This is a genomic window from Roseovarius aestuarii (assembly GCF_019966515.1).
GTDB lineage: Bacteria > Pseudomonadota > Alphaproteobacteria > Rhodobacterales > Rhodobacteraceae > Roseovarius > Roseovarius aestuarii.
The window spans coordinates 67,799-83,303 of sequence record NZ_JAIMIB010000017.1 but is presented as its reverse complement, the minus strand read 5'-3'; the positions used below and the strand labels follow the sequence as shown (position 1 = coordinate 83,303).

Below are 15,505 nucleotides of genomic sequence, written 5' to 3'. Positions count from 1 at the left end.
ATCAAATGCCGCCACCTGGTTTCATACGTGACGCGAGCTGACGAACTGGCTCCGAAAAAACCTCATCCATCTTTTTGTAATGATCGACCAACCATCCGATCATATCAGGCCAATTCTCTTTGCTGTATCCTTGGACAGGCGTCTTGCAGACAAGGATACTGACCTTTTTGTCATCCATTCTCCGCCATTCTAACTCCCCACCAAAAGCCTTTTCATACTTTTCTCTACCCTCGACCAGCTGATCGAACAGCCACTTGTTCTCGTCCGGATTTGAACGGCCGAGTTGCAACTCGACCCGGACTTCATGACGAAGAAAAATAAGCGTCAGGCCGCATCCTGAGACACCAATACTCGAATTACTCCAATGGTCTCTTGACGGTGTGATATTTTGCCATCGCTCAAGACCAGCACTTCGGAGTGCCTCAAGTGCCTGGTCCCAGAACTCGAGCCGCATTTGATGGCTCCATCGTTGAGCGCCTTTTGTGGATTTTTCTTCACTATCTTTTTCGGCCATCCGGATCATGTAGTCCGCAGCCTCAGGTGTTGGGATGACTTGTTGTAGATCGATAAAAAGCTCTTCTCCGAACTTGTAAGGCACGACCTTAATACAGCGCGCGTCTATCTGATGATCACGCAACCATAGCACGGTGGCAGTGACTTCACGTCTGAAATTCGCAGCTATGAAAACGACCCGTTGATTGGTGCCATCGTTTAAAACCACCTCATCCAAGGCATCCTCATCGAGAAATTCACATATCCTTGCCGCTGCATCACCGCCGCCGTTGTGATCGAGATACTGCTGAAATATTGCCAATATCTCGGCCTTCTTCAGGCTCGAGCAGTAAGCCGCGTACTTGAGTGCCTGCCAGACGACATCCCGTCCAGAGTCATCAAGCTTATTTTCGATGACAACAAGCTGCCCGCTACGGTCAAGTGCAAGCAGATCGAGCCGTTCTCGCGTTCCATCGAAGCCATCGAATTCCTTCTGGATTATAAGAAGACTATCTTGTCCTTCGCTCATTGCCTCACAAAGAGCATCCGGCATGGCTGCGAGCCATTCCTGTAGATGTTCCCGTTCTCTAAAACCGACTTCCGTGAAGGTTGTACGTTCTAGTTTATTTAGGCGGTTGGAGGACCGGTCAATTTGAAACATAATTTGCCTGCTAAGTCGCTTTTTTGTTGATTGGCCATCACATAAGAAAGTGTCACCGTCATGGCAAAAGCCTATATTCCTTTCGATCCTCCTTTGCTGTATCTAATTATTCAAGCCTTTGAAAATTCGCTGGAAGTAGCTCTCCAGAAGTGGTGGACCGGGAGGGCGCTGACGCCCCTAGTGCCGGAAAGCCGTCGATGGGGTGGGGTTGCCCGGGTTTGCAGTGTTTAACGGATATGGCGCAGCCAGTTAACATAACTGCGCTTACGCGCATCAACACGGCTTAAGATGAATATAGTGTAGCTACTCGAAGCTCTTGTGCAACTACTCGTCGCACGGCTAATCAAATCAAAGCCAGCAAGTTGCTGGCAGCGAACAGGATTCTGGCGATGAACTCTATACCGGTGCCCAGTTGGAAAGAAGCTGAGTCTAAGATCAGTGTTGAGATCAATGGAGTCTACGTGCAATTGAAGAACGCTCCTGACCAGTTTCAAAGATTTGTCAGACCTGCCGTCTTCTCAACCGACAACGAGATCTGGGAGCTTCAGTATCACGGCAGTGCCACCATGGTGAGGTACGGCGGCCGCGACATGGCAATAACAACTGCGCATCAAACCGGCGATGGTCACGCAGCGCCAAGAGCAGAAAAATTCGTGATCGTCGTTAAAGACGAAGAGCGCAGACTTACCGTTCCTCCTCGGTCAGTCCGCAATGTGATGGTTGATGCAGGTGAGAACACAATCGCCGAGGACATCCTCTTTTACGAGTATGATAAGCAAGGCGGCCGCAAAGTAGCTGACCACCTCGAACTTACCAAAGTGCTTTGGTCAGATGCGATTGGGCTCAAGGTTGTTTACTCGTTCTTGATAGGGTTCCCGTCGGAAAGCGTAATCATTGAACTCGATCCGTCTGATGAGACGGCAATTGGCGAGTACAAACTGCGATGGATCAGGCAAGATTTGGAACCAGCTGAGCGCCAGCCGTTGGACCCGGGAAACCGCAACATCTTCATAAAACACCATCAATCGAGTCGAAGGAGTGTCAAACCTGATGGTCTGAGTGGGAGTCCGGTGTTCTCGGTCGTTCAAGATAGTGGAAATGATTGTCACTTACGGTTCGATGGAATCGTGACACATGCCAAGGGAGACAGGTTCGCCGTCTATCCAAGTCAAATGATCCGAGAAGCCCTAGACACGATTCAGGACGATGGATCAGTTGAACGCTAAGACCGGCGGTCTGCTTAACATAATGGACCTTACAGGTCATTCACCGGACACAAATACATTTGCCCGACGCTGAAATACTCAGCACCGGGCAATTGATCACCAAATCAGAAAAGAATGGTAATGTGGATTTATCACATGAAGGAATAACGCATTGTAGTATTTAAATGCGAGATTTGGGCAAGAGAGGTTCGGCTTGCCGTCGTCTACTTGATCGGATGCTTCCCTTTCATCAGCGCCCCCAGCGCTTCGCAATCATATGCTTTTCAAGCCAATTCGACAGCTTTTCAGTTTCCCCGATGGCAACTCGCAGTTGATCTCGCGAAACATGAACGGCAGGGTCCAAAAATGAGACATCTGCAATATCGGAATTACTAAACATGGCGCTATCCTGTTCGCTCATGAAAAATAGATGGCCGTGTTTTTCTCTGTCAGTCTTCGAGTGACTAACTCGCATTGTTGTTATTTTCTCTGGATGCTGGTCACGGTTTCGGGCCAGTGTAATCTGCTCGATTAACCCCAGGTCGGCGGGACAATCACGACGCGAAATGCCGAGAACTTGCTCAAAGCAGGTCATGTAGCCTTCGATAAAGCCTTTCTTGAAAACTTTCTTTCGGTCACCGTCTTCCCACTGCACCCCTAGTTCTCGCTCCCAAGTTCTAAAATAGAGCTGAAGTGAAGGCGAAAGCATCGACAAACATGTCCGGCCTAGCACCTCAAGCGCTTCAGATGCCTCAATCCACTCAACCAGATAGGCTGGTTCACCATCTTCACTGTACGGCGGGTCATCAAACGGTGGTAGCTCGTCCTCGATGGCTTTCATGGTTGTTTCAAATGGAATTGCGGCAGTATCGTAGAACAGTCTGATGAACCGGGTACGCTCTTTGTAGAAATATAGTACGTCCATACTGGTCTCCCATGCACAGATTAGCCGCTGCTGGTGCGGATCACCGAAACGCGGTTGCCGGTTCAGTGCTCGCCTGCACCGTCTGAGAAAAACACCACCGAGATGCGACGGCCGATCTCCGGCTCATGATCCCGCGATAGAAGCTCGGCTTCCTCGATTACCGCAGACATCATTTCATGAATTTCGGCAGCGCGGCTAGCATCATATTCGAGCTTTTCGAGAATAGCTTGGATTGCGATATAACCCTTTGGTAGGTCTTCGTACGCAAAGCTGTCCCGCACTTCTTGCTTTGCCTGCTCCCAAAACGGGTCGAGAAGACGGCTCCAACTTTCGCAGATCATTTCTACAGCGGCCAGAGACAGATGCCCAAACAGCTCTTGGTCATCAAGATCGTTGCCATTTCTCCGACTCATAAACTCGGCGCATGCCTTCATCAGGCTTTCGACACGTGCCGGGCGCAGGTCCCACTCAGTAAGTATTCCAAGCTGGCCTGAGATTGTCTCGAGAGCCCCAGAAAGATTTTCCAGGCTCATCCGAGTCTGTTCCATGCCTAGGGATTTCGTCCTCTCGTATGCCGCCTCAAGGGTCTTTGCGCTGGTCAGCTGATCCCTTACTGGATCAAGGCCGTTCTCGGATTGCTGCAACATCAGGAGCCGAGGAGGCAAGAAACTGGCGGGCTTGTTTATTCCTTTCAGGTGCAGAGCTGTGAAACTCTCTCTTGCAGCAAGGAGTGCTAGCTCCGCGCCCCAGGTGCCCTGGATTTTTGCCTTGTTGATAAGATCATAGCGGCCCGGGGCGATCGTCTTTCGCGTGCGAGACAAAACATCGTGGAAGTTATTGTCGCGCAGGCGTCTCGGGGATCGAAGATAGCTGACAACACTCTCAAGAATCACCTCCGCATCCTCAGACCCTTCTTCCTGTACGGCATCAACAAGTTCTTCACCGGAAAGAGTTCTGTAGTTTTCGATGCGCTTTGCGACCTTTTCGTCGGAAGCAAATTGACCAACAGGGATGTCGACAAGATGGTAATTTACAATGCCAAATTGGCTATCGATCCTGTCAATCCGTCCAAGTCCTTGGATGAGTTCCTTCAAATTGGATGTGACGCCGAGAAGTACCAAAGTGTCAGCCGATTGAAGGTTGATACCTTCGGCCATCTTATAAGTCATGAAGACGGAGGCTGGGCCATCTGGGGCATTCCTTCCGCCGGGGCGGAAGTATGATTCCACGGACTTCCCCTGCTTGATCCGTTTGAAGCTATCTGGGCCACTGCCAAAAATGGCCTTTACTGCGCGTTCTTCGCCCTTCGTCTGGTTGCCAACAACGAAATTATTATGCTGACCTCTGCGCGAAAGGGCCTCCGCGAAAATCTCAAGCGTATCGGTCCGCTCTGCCAAGAAGACCACGCGGTCTTTCCCTTCCTGGACCTTCAGGCAGGCTTGGTAACGCTTTTCATCTAGTTCTCGAAGTGCGCGCGTACTAAGTTTTTGGGCCAAGGCGTCGCACTTCTCCGCAGCTGCTGGTACATCGATGCCAAGCACAGAAAACATGTCAGTCTGATTGGGGTGGGTCAGTCTTTTCCGGGCCTTTGAGCCCTGTTCGAACTCTCGCAGCCATTTGCCAATTGCACCATGAGACATTTCCCAGCCCGCTTGTGCGGCGCTCACTCGAAGAATGTTCAACAGATTCCTTATGTGAAGCTGATCCTGAGAGCTGTGTCGAGTATTCACATTGCCGAAACGGCTTTTCTCAACAGCAGTCACTCTTCCGCCGGGTGCAAGTTCCTTACAGAGCGCTACGATCTCGTCGAGCCGCTCTTTCTGTGGCTTGGTAACCTTCAATACCTTCGGACGTCCATGATTAGTAAGCTTGGGATAACTGTGTTTAGACCGATCCTTATCTTCGCCGATACAGCGACGCTGCCTGCGGGTCAAAAAGGGCGAAATCAGTTGCGAGAGTTCGTTACGCGCTTGCCTGGAAAGCGTAGTCTCCGGTTCAGAAAGAACGGCAACCGGCACGTTCAGATCGAAGATGTCAGGTGATTTTTGCATCTCCCGATCAAAGAGCTCCCCCATTGATTGGATGTAATCAGGGGTCATAAAGATGGAGGCGCGTTTTTCTTGCATGTGCGCCAACCAATCGACGTCTCGATTGCCCAGAAGAGTCGCAGATAGGCAGACATTCCAACTCGGTGGGGCTAGTTCGATGGCCGCAGCCATTTGAGAGGCTTGTTCGAACCCAGGTGTGACCGTGTGACTTTCGTCGATGATTAGAACGCCAAACTGATCAAGACGAAGGCCAGCTCGTTTATCATCTCCTGCTCCTCGCAGATGTTGCTTTGCAAGCTTGCTGTTGGCTACAGCATCCAGTGAGTTTGTAGAATACTTCTTCCAGCTAGGTATCACCTTTGGCGGAGCAATAACGACCGCGTTCTTTCGTGCAACGCCATGGATGGGAGATCGCGGTATGACCCGCGTGAAGGTCTCAGACAAAGCCTCTGCAAGGTGGCATCCGATTTCAGTTTTGCCAGAGCCAGTAGGTGCCTCGACAAAAGTAATACCGTGATCGTATGTGATAGAGCACGCCTCGTAGGTAAGTTCCTGCTGGTAATCGTAAAGCGTATGGCCAGTAATGTCTTTGCGGTCGCCAGTTATCCAAGGCTCAAAGCCCTTCTGCTCCGAGATCATTCGCGCCATCGCATCTTCGGCGGTGACGGGTTTTATGAGCTTATCGAGGATTTCTAGCGCTTCGCTTTTCCAGTCAGCTGAAACGTCCCAAATCTGCTCGGCCGCCTGCGTTCGTTCCGGCTGCAGTTCATGGGAACCAGTATCAAGCCCATCCGCATACTCGATGTTACTGTACAAACCTGATTTGGAAAAGTTGGCCGAGCCGGCGACAGCACCATTCGGTGAGCTGACGATCTTTGAATGCATCCGACGATCTCCGGTGATCCCAAGCTTTTCCTTGGCCAATATGGGGTCAAAGACGCGTAGCTCAATCTTACCAGATAGGATGGCATGCTTCGCCAGCACTGCCAGCAGATCGTCGTCATCTTCGACTTGGATACCTGAGCGCTCTAGCCAATATAGCTTCATTTCTTCTGTCACAGGTTTCGGTTTGGCAAGACGACGGGCATTCGCTGTATCGATACCGAAAGAGATCCGAATGCGTACCGCGCTGTCGCCATCAGGTTCCTTCAGCTCAGGTACTTCTTTCATGAGGATGGCCAGAGAGGAGAGAAAGTCTTGGTATCCGGTTACAATCAGACAGTCGCCGGAGACGATGTGTGGCCGGTAGAGTTTAATGACGGGTCGATCGATATTGGTGCCGACCTTGGGCGCAACCACGTCAACGTCATCGCGCTGGGAAGCGTGTTCAGGTTGGTTAATTCGTTTTGGCTTAGAACGGAGCCAATTAGGGAGGGAGAACAAAAGATAAAACCAAGTTATTGAGACTACTTAGTAACTTGGTACTTACGTCTCTTTTCGGCAAGGCTTCGATGCGCGTCACTTTCGCAGCCGTCTCATTTTGTGGACAACAGCTACCCCACTCTTTGCGCGACAAGCAGTTGGAATCTGATGTGCGTGGTAGGTCGCCAACTCCTTCGGAGCGGGACACGCAGTTAGGCGTCCTGTCTCGACACCCGTCGATGGGGTGGGGTCACTAGTAGGGGATTAGTAGGGGAGCGGAGTACAACCGGGACTGGTCACATGCGACACCATGCCAAACCAACTCGGAGAAAAGTCTAATTACAGCAATCGGTTATGCTACCTGAGACAACTTTATCAGTTCGCGTCCAACCCAGTCCAAGAGTTTGAAAAACACATTGGTAAGGGTGAGGTCGGGAGTTCAATCCTCCCCAGCAGCACCATTTAGTTAAACAATATCGCGTAAATTCAAATACTTGCTATATTTGAGCAAATTTGTATCCACCTAATTACCCACCCCTATATCTCTAAAGTAGTCCATTTTTCTAAATCGCGGCGCCTTTTGCATCAGGGTAACTTATGGGGGTAATTAATGTGATTTCGACACACTATTTGATCGGGCACACCAGTAGCAATTTCTTAATATGTCCTATGTAGTCCATTAATCTCTGCTAACGGAGTGCTACAATGGATGGGTTGATATTTTTTGCAGCAATCGCTGGTATCGCAGGATTGACGCTGTTGTTCATTTTCACGGTTTTGCTTCGCGAAATTTTGAAGAAACCCGGAGGATTTGGCGAGGCTCAGCGCCACTGTCGAGAAGAGGCTGCACGGCTAATGCACGATGGAGCCCCTGACGACAAAATTGAAGAATGGATTGCTGCCGCCGAATGCCCACTTGCTGCAAAGAAGAAGCGAAACGATTGCTTACCTGGCTACGGATTGGCGTTCTGATCCGAGGAAGCCGCCTAAATCATGGTGCACTTGCCTAAAGACATTATGGGGACAATTGGTGTGGTTTAGCCCTATATTGCCGGGTGCTCCGGTAGCAATTTCTTAACCTGTGGTTTGTAACCTATTAATCTTCGCTAACGAGGATTGAAGATGGGCTTCTCTGTGTTCTTCGGTGTAATTGCTAGCATTGCTGCGGTGATGTTGTTGTTCATAATATCATCTATTATTCGCGAGTTGAGGATGCGCCCTGTTGAATTGAGCGCGGCCCAACATTGTTGCTTGGAACAGGCCGCGCGTTTGCAGGCAAAAAAAGCGCCAGACTGTGAAGTCCAAGCTTGGTTATGGGCTTCGTTAAAACGTAGAACTGCGAAAAAATGGGCGGCGTACGTGCTGAAGTTCGGCTGAGGTGTGAATGTCGTTGCTGGCCCGCGCGCGTGTAACGCGTATGGATAGGGGTGTAGCAGCAATATCTGCCTATTTTGTCATTATTGACTGATTCCACATTTCGCCCGGCCTTTTGCAGATTCTCGCTGACCACGACATATGGAACATTGGGTATGGATTTAGCCAGGAATTGTGAAAGCTTCCGCCGCAGAGCAGTATGGTCTGATTGACTGCGTTCAGATAGGGATTTAGCATTGCGGACCTAAGCTAAAATCACGATATTGCCTGTCTGTGAGACGGATAAATTTGACAAGTTATAGAAAAATCTCAGCACTTTGTGAGAGCCTCTGCTGAAATTACGTTTGAAAATTATCATAGTTGAAACGGTACAAAGCTACCTAGTTTGCCAGAAATCTTTCTGGGAAAGGGTGATATTATGAATATTGAAGCAATCGGAACAAATTCCGCATTGGGTCATGCGCAAACGAGAATGCGTGAATCAACGACTCACAGAGTAGAAACAGCAACGAAGAAATCTGAAAGTGAACGTTTCGTGGCGCTCAATGATTCAGATAACGATGGCAAACTAAACATAAACGAACTGCGCGAGACAAAGCTTGGCAAGAGAATGAGTGTTGAACGTTTTGCTAAGCTAGATGCGAATTCTGACGGAATGTTGGAAGCAAAGGAATTCGATCAAGCAGGAAAATCAAAAGACCATAGGAACCACAGCAACATTTCGATGGAAAGCGCAGTTCGCGCAAAAATCGCCAATTACCTGATAGCAAAAGTTGAGAGTGACCCAGCATCAGATGTTGCTCAGCGCGTTATAAATGGTTTGGATGGAGATGGCAGCGGTGGTTTGAATTCTGAAGAAATCGCCGGTACAAAGCTGGCTGGGTTGATCGGGGACACATTCTTTTCACTCGACGCAGATAAAAGCGGAGCGTTAGACCAAGCTGAACTTGCCGGGTATATTGCTGATAGGCTGTCAGACTTGGCCCATTCGGCAATCGTTTCAGAACCAGTTTCAAAATTGGAAGACGCTGCCGTCAATGACGTTATTGAGGAACAAGCCGCACTGCCTGAGGTTGAAGAAAACGCCACTCCCTCAACTGAACGGAATACAGAATCTTCTGTTTCAGAATATGCAAACCGTGTGAAATCAGCTTTTGAAACAGCTCTTGAAATACTCAAGAACAATAACTCTGGAGGCTCATATGATGTAGTAAATGCATTGTTTGAAGATGTTCAGTCAATTTATGAAGTCGCCTAAGGAGAGAATACTGTAGGAACCGGCTATGGAAAGAATGGATATAGCCGGTGCCTGGCAGAATACCGACATAACAAGTTGGGAACTGCCGTTCGCTGACTTAGCTTACAACATTCGAAATGTTGACGTTTCTGATTCTTGTGAAGTAGGGAATTGCCCCTGATCCAACTCGTAGTACTATGACAGCTTAGGCTTCGTGTTGATTGTCTTTTCCCATCAATTCATTCGATATCCGACCTCGCCACGACCAACATCGGCTCGTCCGGAAAGCTGCGTATGTCAAACCAGGTAAACCGCGTGCCATCCGCGTTGCACTTGTTACCCCACACCAATCCGTCCGCCCCCTGTCGGATCAGAGCAGCCCTGAATGCGCGCAGGTCAATCAGATAATAGCTCTCTATTGCTGTCTGAGCAGCCTTGGCGTGGCCGTAGATAGCCAGTCGCTCTTGCCGTTCACTATCTTGATCATCTCTGTCTCTACTCCTGAGCCAACGAGTGAGTGGATGGTGAATTGACACGGGTATTTGTTAGCGAAACCCGGTCGACGCACTCATGCGGCGATCCGCATGTCGCGGGCATCCAGCATGAGCAGGTCGGTGGTCTGATGCCAGTCCAATGGATCTGGCGCGGTTTCGAGAAGATGGCACCGGACGATGCGCTTTATCTGCGGTAGGAACTGGTCTGACCAGCGTCTGTTGGTGGCATAATGGTTCATCGAAATGGCCTTACCGTACAAATTTTCAATCTTACCGAAACAACTAAAAGCCGTCCTCAAACCGCCACAAATAAGTCAATTCAGCACTCATATTCCCCGGCACTAGACTTGAAAGAACTTTCAGTCAGGAGGTCTCGTCAGCTGTCCGATGGCGGGGCCTCTTTTATTCGTCTGCAATGAAATCCCTACCTACAAAGGCACCTCTACCGCGCCGTCAGCATCGGCGATTGCGTCATCACACGCGCGATCCAACGCGGTGAGAAAGACCGACATGGCGTTGCCCGATTGAGGAGATGTTTCCTCCGTTTCAAGCTGAGCCTTTGCCAGACCAGTCAGTCCCTGCACCTGCTCAATCCCTTCTCTCAGATATTCGTATTCTTCCATGTTAAGGGGCATGTAAAAATCTCCAAACTGTGTAACGATAAGTTCATATATTTGCGGTTAGTTGACGGCACTCCAACTGCACATGGTTGGAAGAAAGAAGCCCCATCTTGTCGTGTCGTGTGGACGGGGCTTCTTTCACCCCCCTCGAAATACTCCCTCCGCATGACAGCTACTTCTATGCCGGTCGCCTCAATGGCTGCCATGTTCGAAGACACATACGCAGGCTTGGTGCCCAGTGCCCTTTCATCAGCCGGGATGAGCTTGTCGCGGGGTCGCATGATCTTGCGCAATATCTTCAGGCTGGGGCGGTCCCTAACGCGGACCGTGGGCTTATCGGAAAGCACATGCTCTGCGCCCAGATAGTGAAGCTGTCGGATATTTGTTCCAGCACAGCTCGGATGGCCTGTAACCATTTAGCCAAATACGCAGTTGTCGTTATCGCGGAAGGCAGCGGCATGACAGCAGCCACAGGTCATTTCACCCCCTTTCCGTCAATTGAGCGATTTCTGCTGGAATATGGCTGACGCATTCTGATTGCCCCACTCCTTAGTGAGCAGTTCAATGAAACGGTAGAAAGGCTCAACGCTTCACGGTTGTTTAAGATAATTCACTTAACAACCACTTCAAACGCTACTTGACGAGCCTAACTCCCCGTTGAAAGAGATGCGGAAGATGTTTGATCGCCGAAAACCGACACGCGAAGTGTTGCCCGGCTATGAAGACCAAGATATTTTCAAAGGTCAGATTGTTCAGATTGCTGTCGAATTGGTACCCCTGATCGGTCGCAACTCGCACGATGATATCATTATCAAGGGTTTTGTGCTTGGTGACAACGCAATTGATGTGGTTATTGCAGGGCGTCGAAAGAAACAAGCTCAGACCCTACTGAGCCAGATCCAGTCGTTGTGGTCCAGGGCGTGTACAGCAGCTCGAAATCTCGGGGAATCACCAGTGGTTGAAGATGTAAGGTACCCAGTTTACGTGGAAGGGTCATGGCGTACGCGGTTCAACCGGGACGACCATGGATGGGAGACACGTAATCATCAGCTTTACGCGGCCAGATGGACGATCACCGATCAGAATGGCGGGTCTGTTATATACGGAGAATTTGTGGTGCGAGATGTCTGAAACTAACGCCTTTATCGTCTCGCTTCGACACGCCAGTAAATTCCGGCGCCTCAGATGAAAACTCGATAGGCCTAACGCCTTGAGGTTTCGCGACAACCTGTCGGGAAACTGCGCGCGCGCGCCCACAGCCCCTGCGCATGTAACATCCTAAGCTTCGTTCGTGACCCACATGGCCTCCTGAGCTCGGGTTCGGTGAATCGCTTATTGGTTCAATTTACTAACAAAGCACTAATGGCGTTTTTGCGTCTGAGAACTCAGCGAAAAGCTGCCCATGGACAGCACCCTATCACTGCGTAGGGCGAATTCTATTGAAAGTATCGGGTGCCCGCTTTGTCCGTTGAGTGATCTAACCGCGCCCTTAACGACGAACACTTTCTTTACCATAATCACCTATTCATCTGACTTGTGTGGGAGCTATGTGTTAGCCCACCTCGATATGCTCCCACCAAGAGTTAAGAGCTCCCACACGCTTTCATAGTGAATTTGCCTACCAAACCACACGCAGCTATGTTTTTGCGCAGCCAAAGATTCGAACTGGAGAGATGCCATGGACATGCCTTCAATTGTTTCTTCTGATTTCTCCCAAAACGTGCTGGTCGAAGGTCGCCGGTTTCATATCAACATCTATCGCTCTGATGATGAAGATTTTTTGGACCCTTAAAGTCATCAATGATGAAGGAACCTCGTTCGTCTGGGGCGACCCCTTTGCGACCGAGCAGGCGGCATTGGATGCAGCGCTGACAGTCTTTGAGAAAGAAGGGGTGCGGGGATTTGCTGATCTTATCCAAGTCAGTGCCCCGTATGGCGCCTCTGGCGGCCTGTGTGACGCCTTCTGCACGAGATACAGCGCGGGTTACCGTGGACTTGTTGACGCCAGTTGCATCCGCTGTTTCGGCGGTGAATTGCTTCTCATGTTGTGGCTTCTTGGTGGCGCAACTTGCATCAGCTAGCTTTCTTGCACCCCATAGCTCCTTCCGCCTCGCCAGATGCTCTGCTTGCTGGGTTGTGATTAGCTCCGACCGGATAAGATTTTCATCTATCTCTCTTAGTTGGCGGTCGATATCGTCTGCATGACCATTTGGTCAAGTTGACCTACCTCATAGTCGCAAATTTTGTGTAGTGGTATATGTTCGCCAATCCTCTTTTCCAAAGCACACAGAGATTGGCTTGCGAATGTCAAAGCTTGAGAACGTGACCGCTGAACTCTGCGATCAACTAATGATTGAAGCTTCCTCCGGTGACTTGAATTGCATCAAAAACACTGTGGCGATGCTGATCGAATACTCCGCTTGTGAATTAGCTCGGCACAAGAATTCAGAGGCGTCAATTCTATTGCTCGACGTCGCAAAAGAGTTTGAGAGAACTTTTCCGAGAGAGAAGCAAAGGCATCAATCAATCCTCTGACTTGGATTTCGATAAAGTCTTCGCGAACCTCAGTAGCGCCTTCCGTTGCTCTTCGGAGATTTTGGTATAGGCAGCAACCAACATCACGGCATGTTCGTCGAGTTTCAACTATCGGGTATCAATCTTAGTCTATTCTTAAGGACATGTTGCAACTCCGAAATCAGTGAGTTACGCGCCGTCCTCGAAGTCTTTTCTGAGTTATACTTTGCCACTACCTTCCCCTACACTCAGTTGAGAATTCTATCATGTCGAAAATCGACAATTTGACCGCCGAGCTTTGCGACGAGTTAATGATCGCTGCATCATGCGGAAAATTGGAACATATCAAGAGCGTTATTCTCATGCTCATCGAGTATTCGAGTGTGGAACTCGGTAGGCATGATAGGCTTGAAGCAGCGTCTGCCCTTCACCGGATAGCCAAAGATATCGAAATTTCTCTGTCTCTAAGACTCGATAAAGTAGATTAGTTCAAATGCTAGGGATCCGGACAAGCCAAAGCAGCGGCCATTTCAAAAAACGACTTTCGCTTTTCTTCGGGTATTTTGTAGTAGGAGGCGACCAAAAGCACGGCATTTCGGTCGTCCAAAAAGTATTCCCGTTCCGTGTCGTCCTGTTCTAGACCCTTGAAGAAGAATTCGACCGGAACGTTAAGCACGCGAGAGATTTCCCAAAGCTTGGAAGCGCTAACCCTATTGCTACCAGTTTCGTACTTTTGAATTTGCTGAAACCTCAATCCAACTCGTTCAGCTAACTCTTGCTGCGAAATATCAATCAACCAACGGCGATGCCTAATGCGCCTTCCAACATAAACATCCACCTTTCGCGCCATTCAACCCTCCCCAATTTACGTTACCGTTCCCTGTTAACCTGACACGGTAAATTGGGCTCATAAGGGGAAAGTTTGGCGAAACATATCAGTGTGATTACCTATTAGCCCGCCGTTGGAAGCGGACGATGTCACCGTGTGAGGCGCAACCTGTGCGCGATTTCCACGGTCAGCGAAGAGTAGCTGATGCAGCGTTATTGATCAGTAGAACGTATTAAATTGGCTAACATTTTCCCTTGGTTAACCGTTCGTTAAGAGCGCCGATGCTAACGAAGGCCCAGCTGGTTTGCGTCATTTGAATTGGGAAACATTTTTTGTACCTTTGTGCCCCATTGAGATGCAAACCAGCCCGACCAATACCTTCCGCCAACTCTTACAAGCGTATCACGAGCGGGAATAAGCCATTACGCACACAGCCGTTGCGCTTGTAACATCCCAACCTTCGTTCGGGATCAAAGTAGCCTCCTGAGCTTGCGTTCGGTGAATCGCTTATTGGTTCAATTCACTAACAAAGTGCTAATGGCTTTATGGGAGATGCGTGCTCAGCAAAAAGCCGCTCAGCGACGACACACCTTTGCGACCGAGCTGGTGGCATTGGATGCAGCACTGACAGTCTTTGAGATAGAAGGGGTTGCAGGGTTTAACTAAGGAAACTAATCCTTCCTCCAGTCACGCAAAACCAGAGCCATTTTTGAGAGCCACATTCCTTTGTGCTCGATGATCTCTTCCTGATCCGCTAGCGGCGGAAACCTGTTGCGTTTACTGCTGATGACCTTCAGCGCCCCTATCGTTGCAGTCATGGTGGCAGCGGGCATTACATTGTCTTTAGGCATTCTGGTCTCCGAAAATACTCCACTCCACACCGCGTTGAGGCTGCCATTGGTGGGCAAAAGGTCTAAAATCAAATTAATTGCTCTACCGCATGTAATTGTTCATCTGGATCAACCCTCTTCAGTTCATCTAGCACCACGCCCTTGTCCAGATCAGTGCCCCTTATGGCGTCTCTGGCGGCCTGTGTGACACCTTCTGCGCGGGATACGGCACGAGTCACCGTGGACTTGTTGACGCCAGTAGCATCCGCTGTTTCGACGGTAAATTGTTTTGGCTGCCCTCTGCCGCGATTACTGGTGCAAGTCGCTTCAGTATTCCGGCACCCCCAAAGCTCTTTCCGCTTTGCCAGATGCTTGGCTTGTTGGGTCGGATATCTTAGCTAACTTTTCGCCCAGGCATGGCAAGCACTCGCGTCAAGGGAAGTGCGAGGGCGATGTGGGACGACAACATCCCATCATGTTTTGGAATTTCATCATCCAAGTTCGAAGCTCGGGTTCGATAGTAGATGTCGCAATCGATTGGCGGTTTCTTTAGCCCCGATACCGTCCTGGTTGGTATGATCGTCAAAACTCCATAAAGATACGCCAACACTGGCTCATTGCATTTGCTGCAAAGGCCTCGCACCAGTGGCGATGGTCGCTTTGTGCGAACCCACTTAATCATTCCTTGATTGGCAGGGCGAGCTTGGCCACGACGTAGGACTAATGCATCGGCGTATGGCGCCCGATAGACCGCCTGACACTTGGTGCAGTGACAGCGAAAGCGAACCCGAGGAGTGGCAGAAAGGATTGTGCCTGCCTGTCTGCATCCGCAGCTCGCAATAATCTCTGTCACGTCATTCTCTATCGAGAGAGCCTCCTGCAAGCTTAGTATAAGCTCAGATAGCGCATAAATG

The 15,505-nt window shown here is 49.8% G+C and carries 15 protein-coding genes; 7 read left to right on the top strand and 8 right to left on the bottom strand.

The window, feature by feature from the left end:
• Position 1: 1 nt before the first annotated feature.
• Positions 2 to 1,153: a DUF4268 domain-containing protein gene (locus LC334_RS18030; protein ID WP_085801650.1), complete on the bottom strand. Its 1,152-nt coding sequence runs from the start codon at positions 1,151 to 1,153 to the stop codon at positions 2 to 4.
• A 362-nt stretch (positions 1,154 to 1,515) separates the two neighbouring features.
• Here LC334_RS18030 and LC334_RS18025 point away from each other — a divergent pair, with 362 nt between their 5' ends.
• A complete protein-coding gene (locus tag LC334_RS18025) occupies positions 1,516 to 2,379 on the top strand; it encodes a hypothetical protein (RefSeq protein WP_223413057.1) in 864 nt (287 codons plus the stop codon).
• Between the two features lie 229 nt (positions 2,380 to 2,608).
• On the opposite strand, the gene LC334_RS18020 is transcribed toward LC334_RS18025, so the two are convergent.
• The gene (locus LC334_RS18020) at positions 2,609 to 3,283 is read right to left on the bottom strand and encodes a hypothetical protein (RefSeq protein WP_085801652.1); all 675 of its coding nucleotides are present in this window, start codon (positions 3,281 to 3,283) and stop codon (positions 2,609 to 2,611) included.
• Positions 3,284 to 3,345: 62 nt separating this feature from the next.
• Positions 3,346 to 6,630, bottom strand: coding sequence for a DEAD/DEAH box helicase family protein (locus tag LC334_RS18015; RefSeq protein ID WP_223413056.1), 3,285 nt, complete (start codon positions 6,628 to 6,630; stop codon positions 3,346 to 3,348).
• Between the two features lie 768 nt (positions 6,631 to 7,398).
• Between LC334_RS18015 and LC334_RS18010 the strand changes: the two genes are divergently transcribed.
• The 3 genes from LC334_RS18010 (at position 7,399) to LC334_RS18000 (ending at position 9,325) form a co-directional block, all read left to right on the top strand.
• The gene (locus tag LC334_RS18010; protein ID WP_085801654.1) at positions 7,399 to 7,665 is read left to right on the top strand and encodes a hypothetical protein; all 267 of its coding nucleotides are present in this window, start codon (positions 7,399 to 7,401) and stop codon (positions 7,663 to 7,665) included.
• A gap of 150 nt (positions 7,666 to 7,815) precedes the next feature.
• Positions 7,816 to 8,070, top strand: coding sequence for a hypothetical protein (locus LC334_RS18005; RefSeq protein ID WP_085801655.1), 255 nt, complete (start codon positions 7,816 to 7,818; stop codon positions 8,068 to 8,070).
• 415 nt (positions 8,071 to 8,485) lie between these two features.
• The gene (locus LC334_RS18000; protein WP_139836466.1) at positions 8,486 to 9,325 is read left to right on the top strand and encodes an EF-hand domain-containing protein; all 840 of its coding nucleotides are present in this window, start codon (positions 8,486 to 8,488) and stop codon (positions 9,323 to 9,325) included.
• Between the two features lie 547 nt (positions 9,326 to 9,872).
• On the opposite strand, the gene LC334_RS17995 is transcribed toward LC334_RS18000, so the two are convergent.
• Positions 9,873 to 10,037, bottom strand: coding sequence for a hypothetical protein (locus tag LC334_RS17995; protein ID WP_223413055.1), 165 nt, complete (start codon positions 10,035 to 10,037; stop codon positions 9,873 to 9,875).
• Positions 10,038 to 10,226: 189 nt separating this feature from the next.
• A complete protein-coding gene (locus LC334_RS17990) occupies positions 10,227 to 10,433 on the bottom strand; it encodes a hypothetical protein (protein ID WP_139836467.1) in 207 nt (68 codons plus the stop codon).
• Between the two features lie 660 nt (positions 10,434 to 11,093).
• On the opposite strand from LC334_RS17990, the gene LC334_RS17985 reads away from it, so the two are divergent.
• From LC334_RS17985 to LC334_RS17975, 3 genes are all read left to right on the top strand, one after another.
• Positions 11,094 to 11,549 (top strand): hypothetical protein, encoded by a 456-nt coding sequence (locus LC334_RS17985; protein WP_139836468.1) that lies wholly within the window; start codon positions 11,094 to 11,096, stop codon positions 11,547 to 11,549.
• 635 nt (positions 11,550 to 12,184) lie between these two features.
• Positions 12,185 to 12,499 carry a hypothetical protein gene (locus LC334_RS17980; RefSeq protein ID WP_223413054.1) on the top strand — a complete coding sequence of 105 codons (315 nt, stop codon included), beginning with the start codon at positions 12,185 to 12,187 and terminating at the stop codon, positions 12,497 to 12,499.
• Between the two features lie 699 nt (positions 12,500 to 13,198).
• Positions 13,199 to 13,420: a hypothetical protein gene (locus tag LC334_RS17975; RefSeq protein ID WP_085801662.1), complete on the top strand. Its 222-nt coding sequence runs from the start codon at positions 13,199 to 13,201 to the stop codon at positions 13,418 to 13,420.
• Between the two features lie 8 nt (positions 13,421 to 13,428).
• Here LC334_RS17975 and LC334_RS17970 read toward each other — a convergent pair whose 3' ends face one another.
• The 3 genes from LC334_RS17970 to LC334_RS23345 all read right to left on the bottom strand — a co-directional run bounded on the left by LC334_RS17970 (position 13,429) and on the right by LC334_RS23345 (position 15,444).
• Entirely contained in the window at positions 13,429 to 13,782 is a 354-nt protein-coding gene (locus LC334_RS17970; RefSeq protein WP_085801663.1) for a helix-turn-helix domain-containing protein, read from the bottom strand.
• 650 nt (positions 13,783 to 14,432) lie between these two features.
• Positions 14,433 to 14,612, bottom strand: a complete 180-nt coding sequence (locus LC334_RS17965; protein WP_085801664.1) for a hypothetical protein — start codon at positions 14,610 to 14,612, stop codon at positions 14,433 to 14,435.
• A 373-nt stretch (positions 14,613 to 14,985) separates the two neighbouring features.
• Entirely contained in the window at positions 14,986 to 15,444 is a 459-nt protein-coding gene (locus LC334_RS23345; protein WP_176237735.1) for a GFA family protein, read from the bottom strand.
• Positions 15,445 to 15,505 lie beyond the last annotated feature (61 nt).

Excerpts from the sequence above, each read along its gene's own strand:
- LC334_RS18030 (WP_085801650.1), bottom strand. The coding sequence starts at position 1,153 with ATGTTTCAAATTGACCGGTCCTCCAACCGCCTAAATAAACTAGAACGT.
- LC334_RS18020 (WP_085801652.1), bottom strand. The coding sequence starts at position 3,283 with ATGGACGTACTATATTTCTACAAAGAGCGTACCCGGTTCATCAGACTG.
- LC334_RS18010 (WP_085801654.1), top strand. The coding sequence starts at position 7,399 with ATGGATGGGTTGATATTTTTTGCAGCAATCGCTGGTATCGCAGGATTG.
- LC334_RS18005 (WP_085801655.1), top strand. The coding sequence starts at position 7,816 with ATGGGCTTCTCTGTGTTCTTCGGTGTAATTGCTAGCATTGCTGCGGTG.
- LC334_RS18000 (WP_139836466.1), top strand. The coding sequence starts at position 8,486 with ATGAATATTGAAGCAATCGGAACAAATTCCGCATTGGGTCATGCGCAA.
- LC334_RS17995 (WP_223413055.1), bottom strand. The coding sequence starts at position 10,037 with ATGAACCATTATGCCACCAACAGACGCTGGTCAGACCAGTTCCTACCG.
- LC334_RS17990 (WP_139836467.1), bottom strand. The coding sequence starts at position 10,433 with ATGCCCCTTAACATGGAAGAATACGAATATCTGAGAGAAGGGATTGAG.
- LC334_RS17985 (WP_139836468.1), top strand. The coding sequence starts at position 11,094 with ATGTTTGATCGCCGAAAACCGACACGCGAAGTGTTGCCCGGCTATGAA.
- LC334_RS17980 (WP_223413054.1), top strand. The coding sequence starts at position 12,185 with ATGATGAAGATTTTTTGGACCCTTAAAGTCATCAATGATGAAGGAACC.
- LC334_RS17975 (WP_085801662.1), top strand. The coding sequence starts at position 13,199 with ATGTCGAAAATCGACAATTTGACCGCCGAGCTTTGCGACGAGTTAATG.
- LC334_RS17970 (WP_085801663.1), bottom strand. The coding sequence starts at position 13,782 with ATGGCGCGAAAGGTGGATGTTTATGTTGGAAGGCGCATTAGGCATCGC.
- LC334_RS17965 (WP_085801664.1), bottom strand. The coding sequence starts at position 14,612 with ATGCCTAAAGACAATGTAATGCCCGCTGCCACCATGACTGCAACGATA.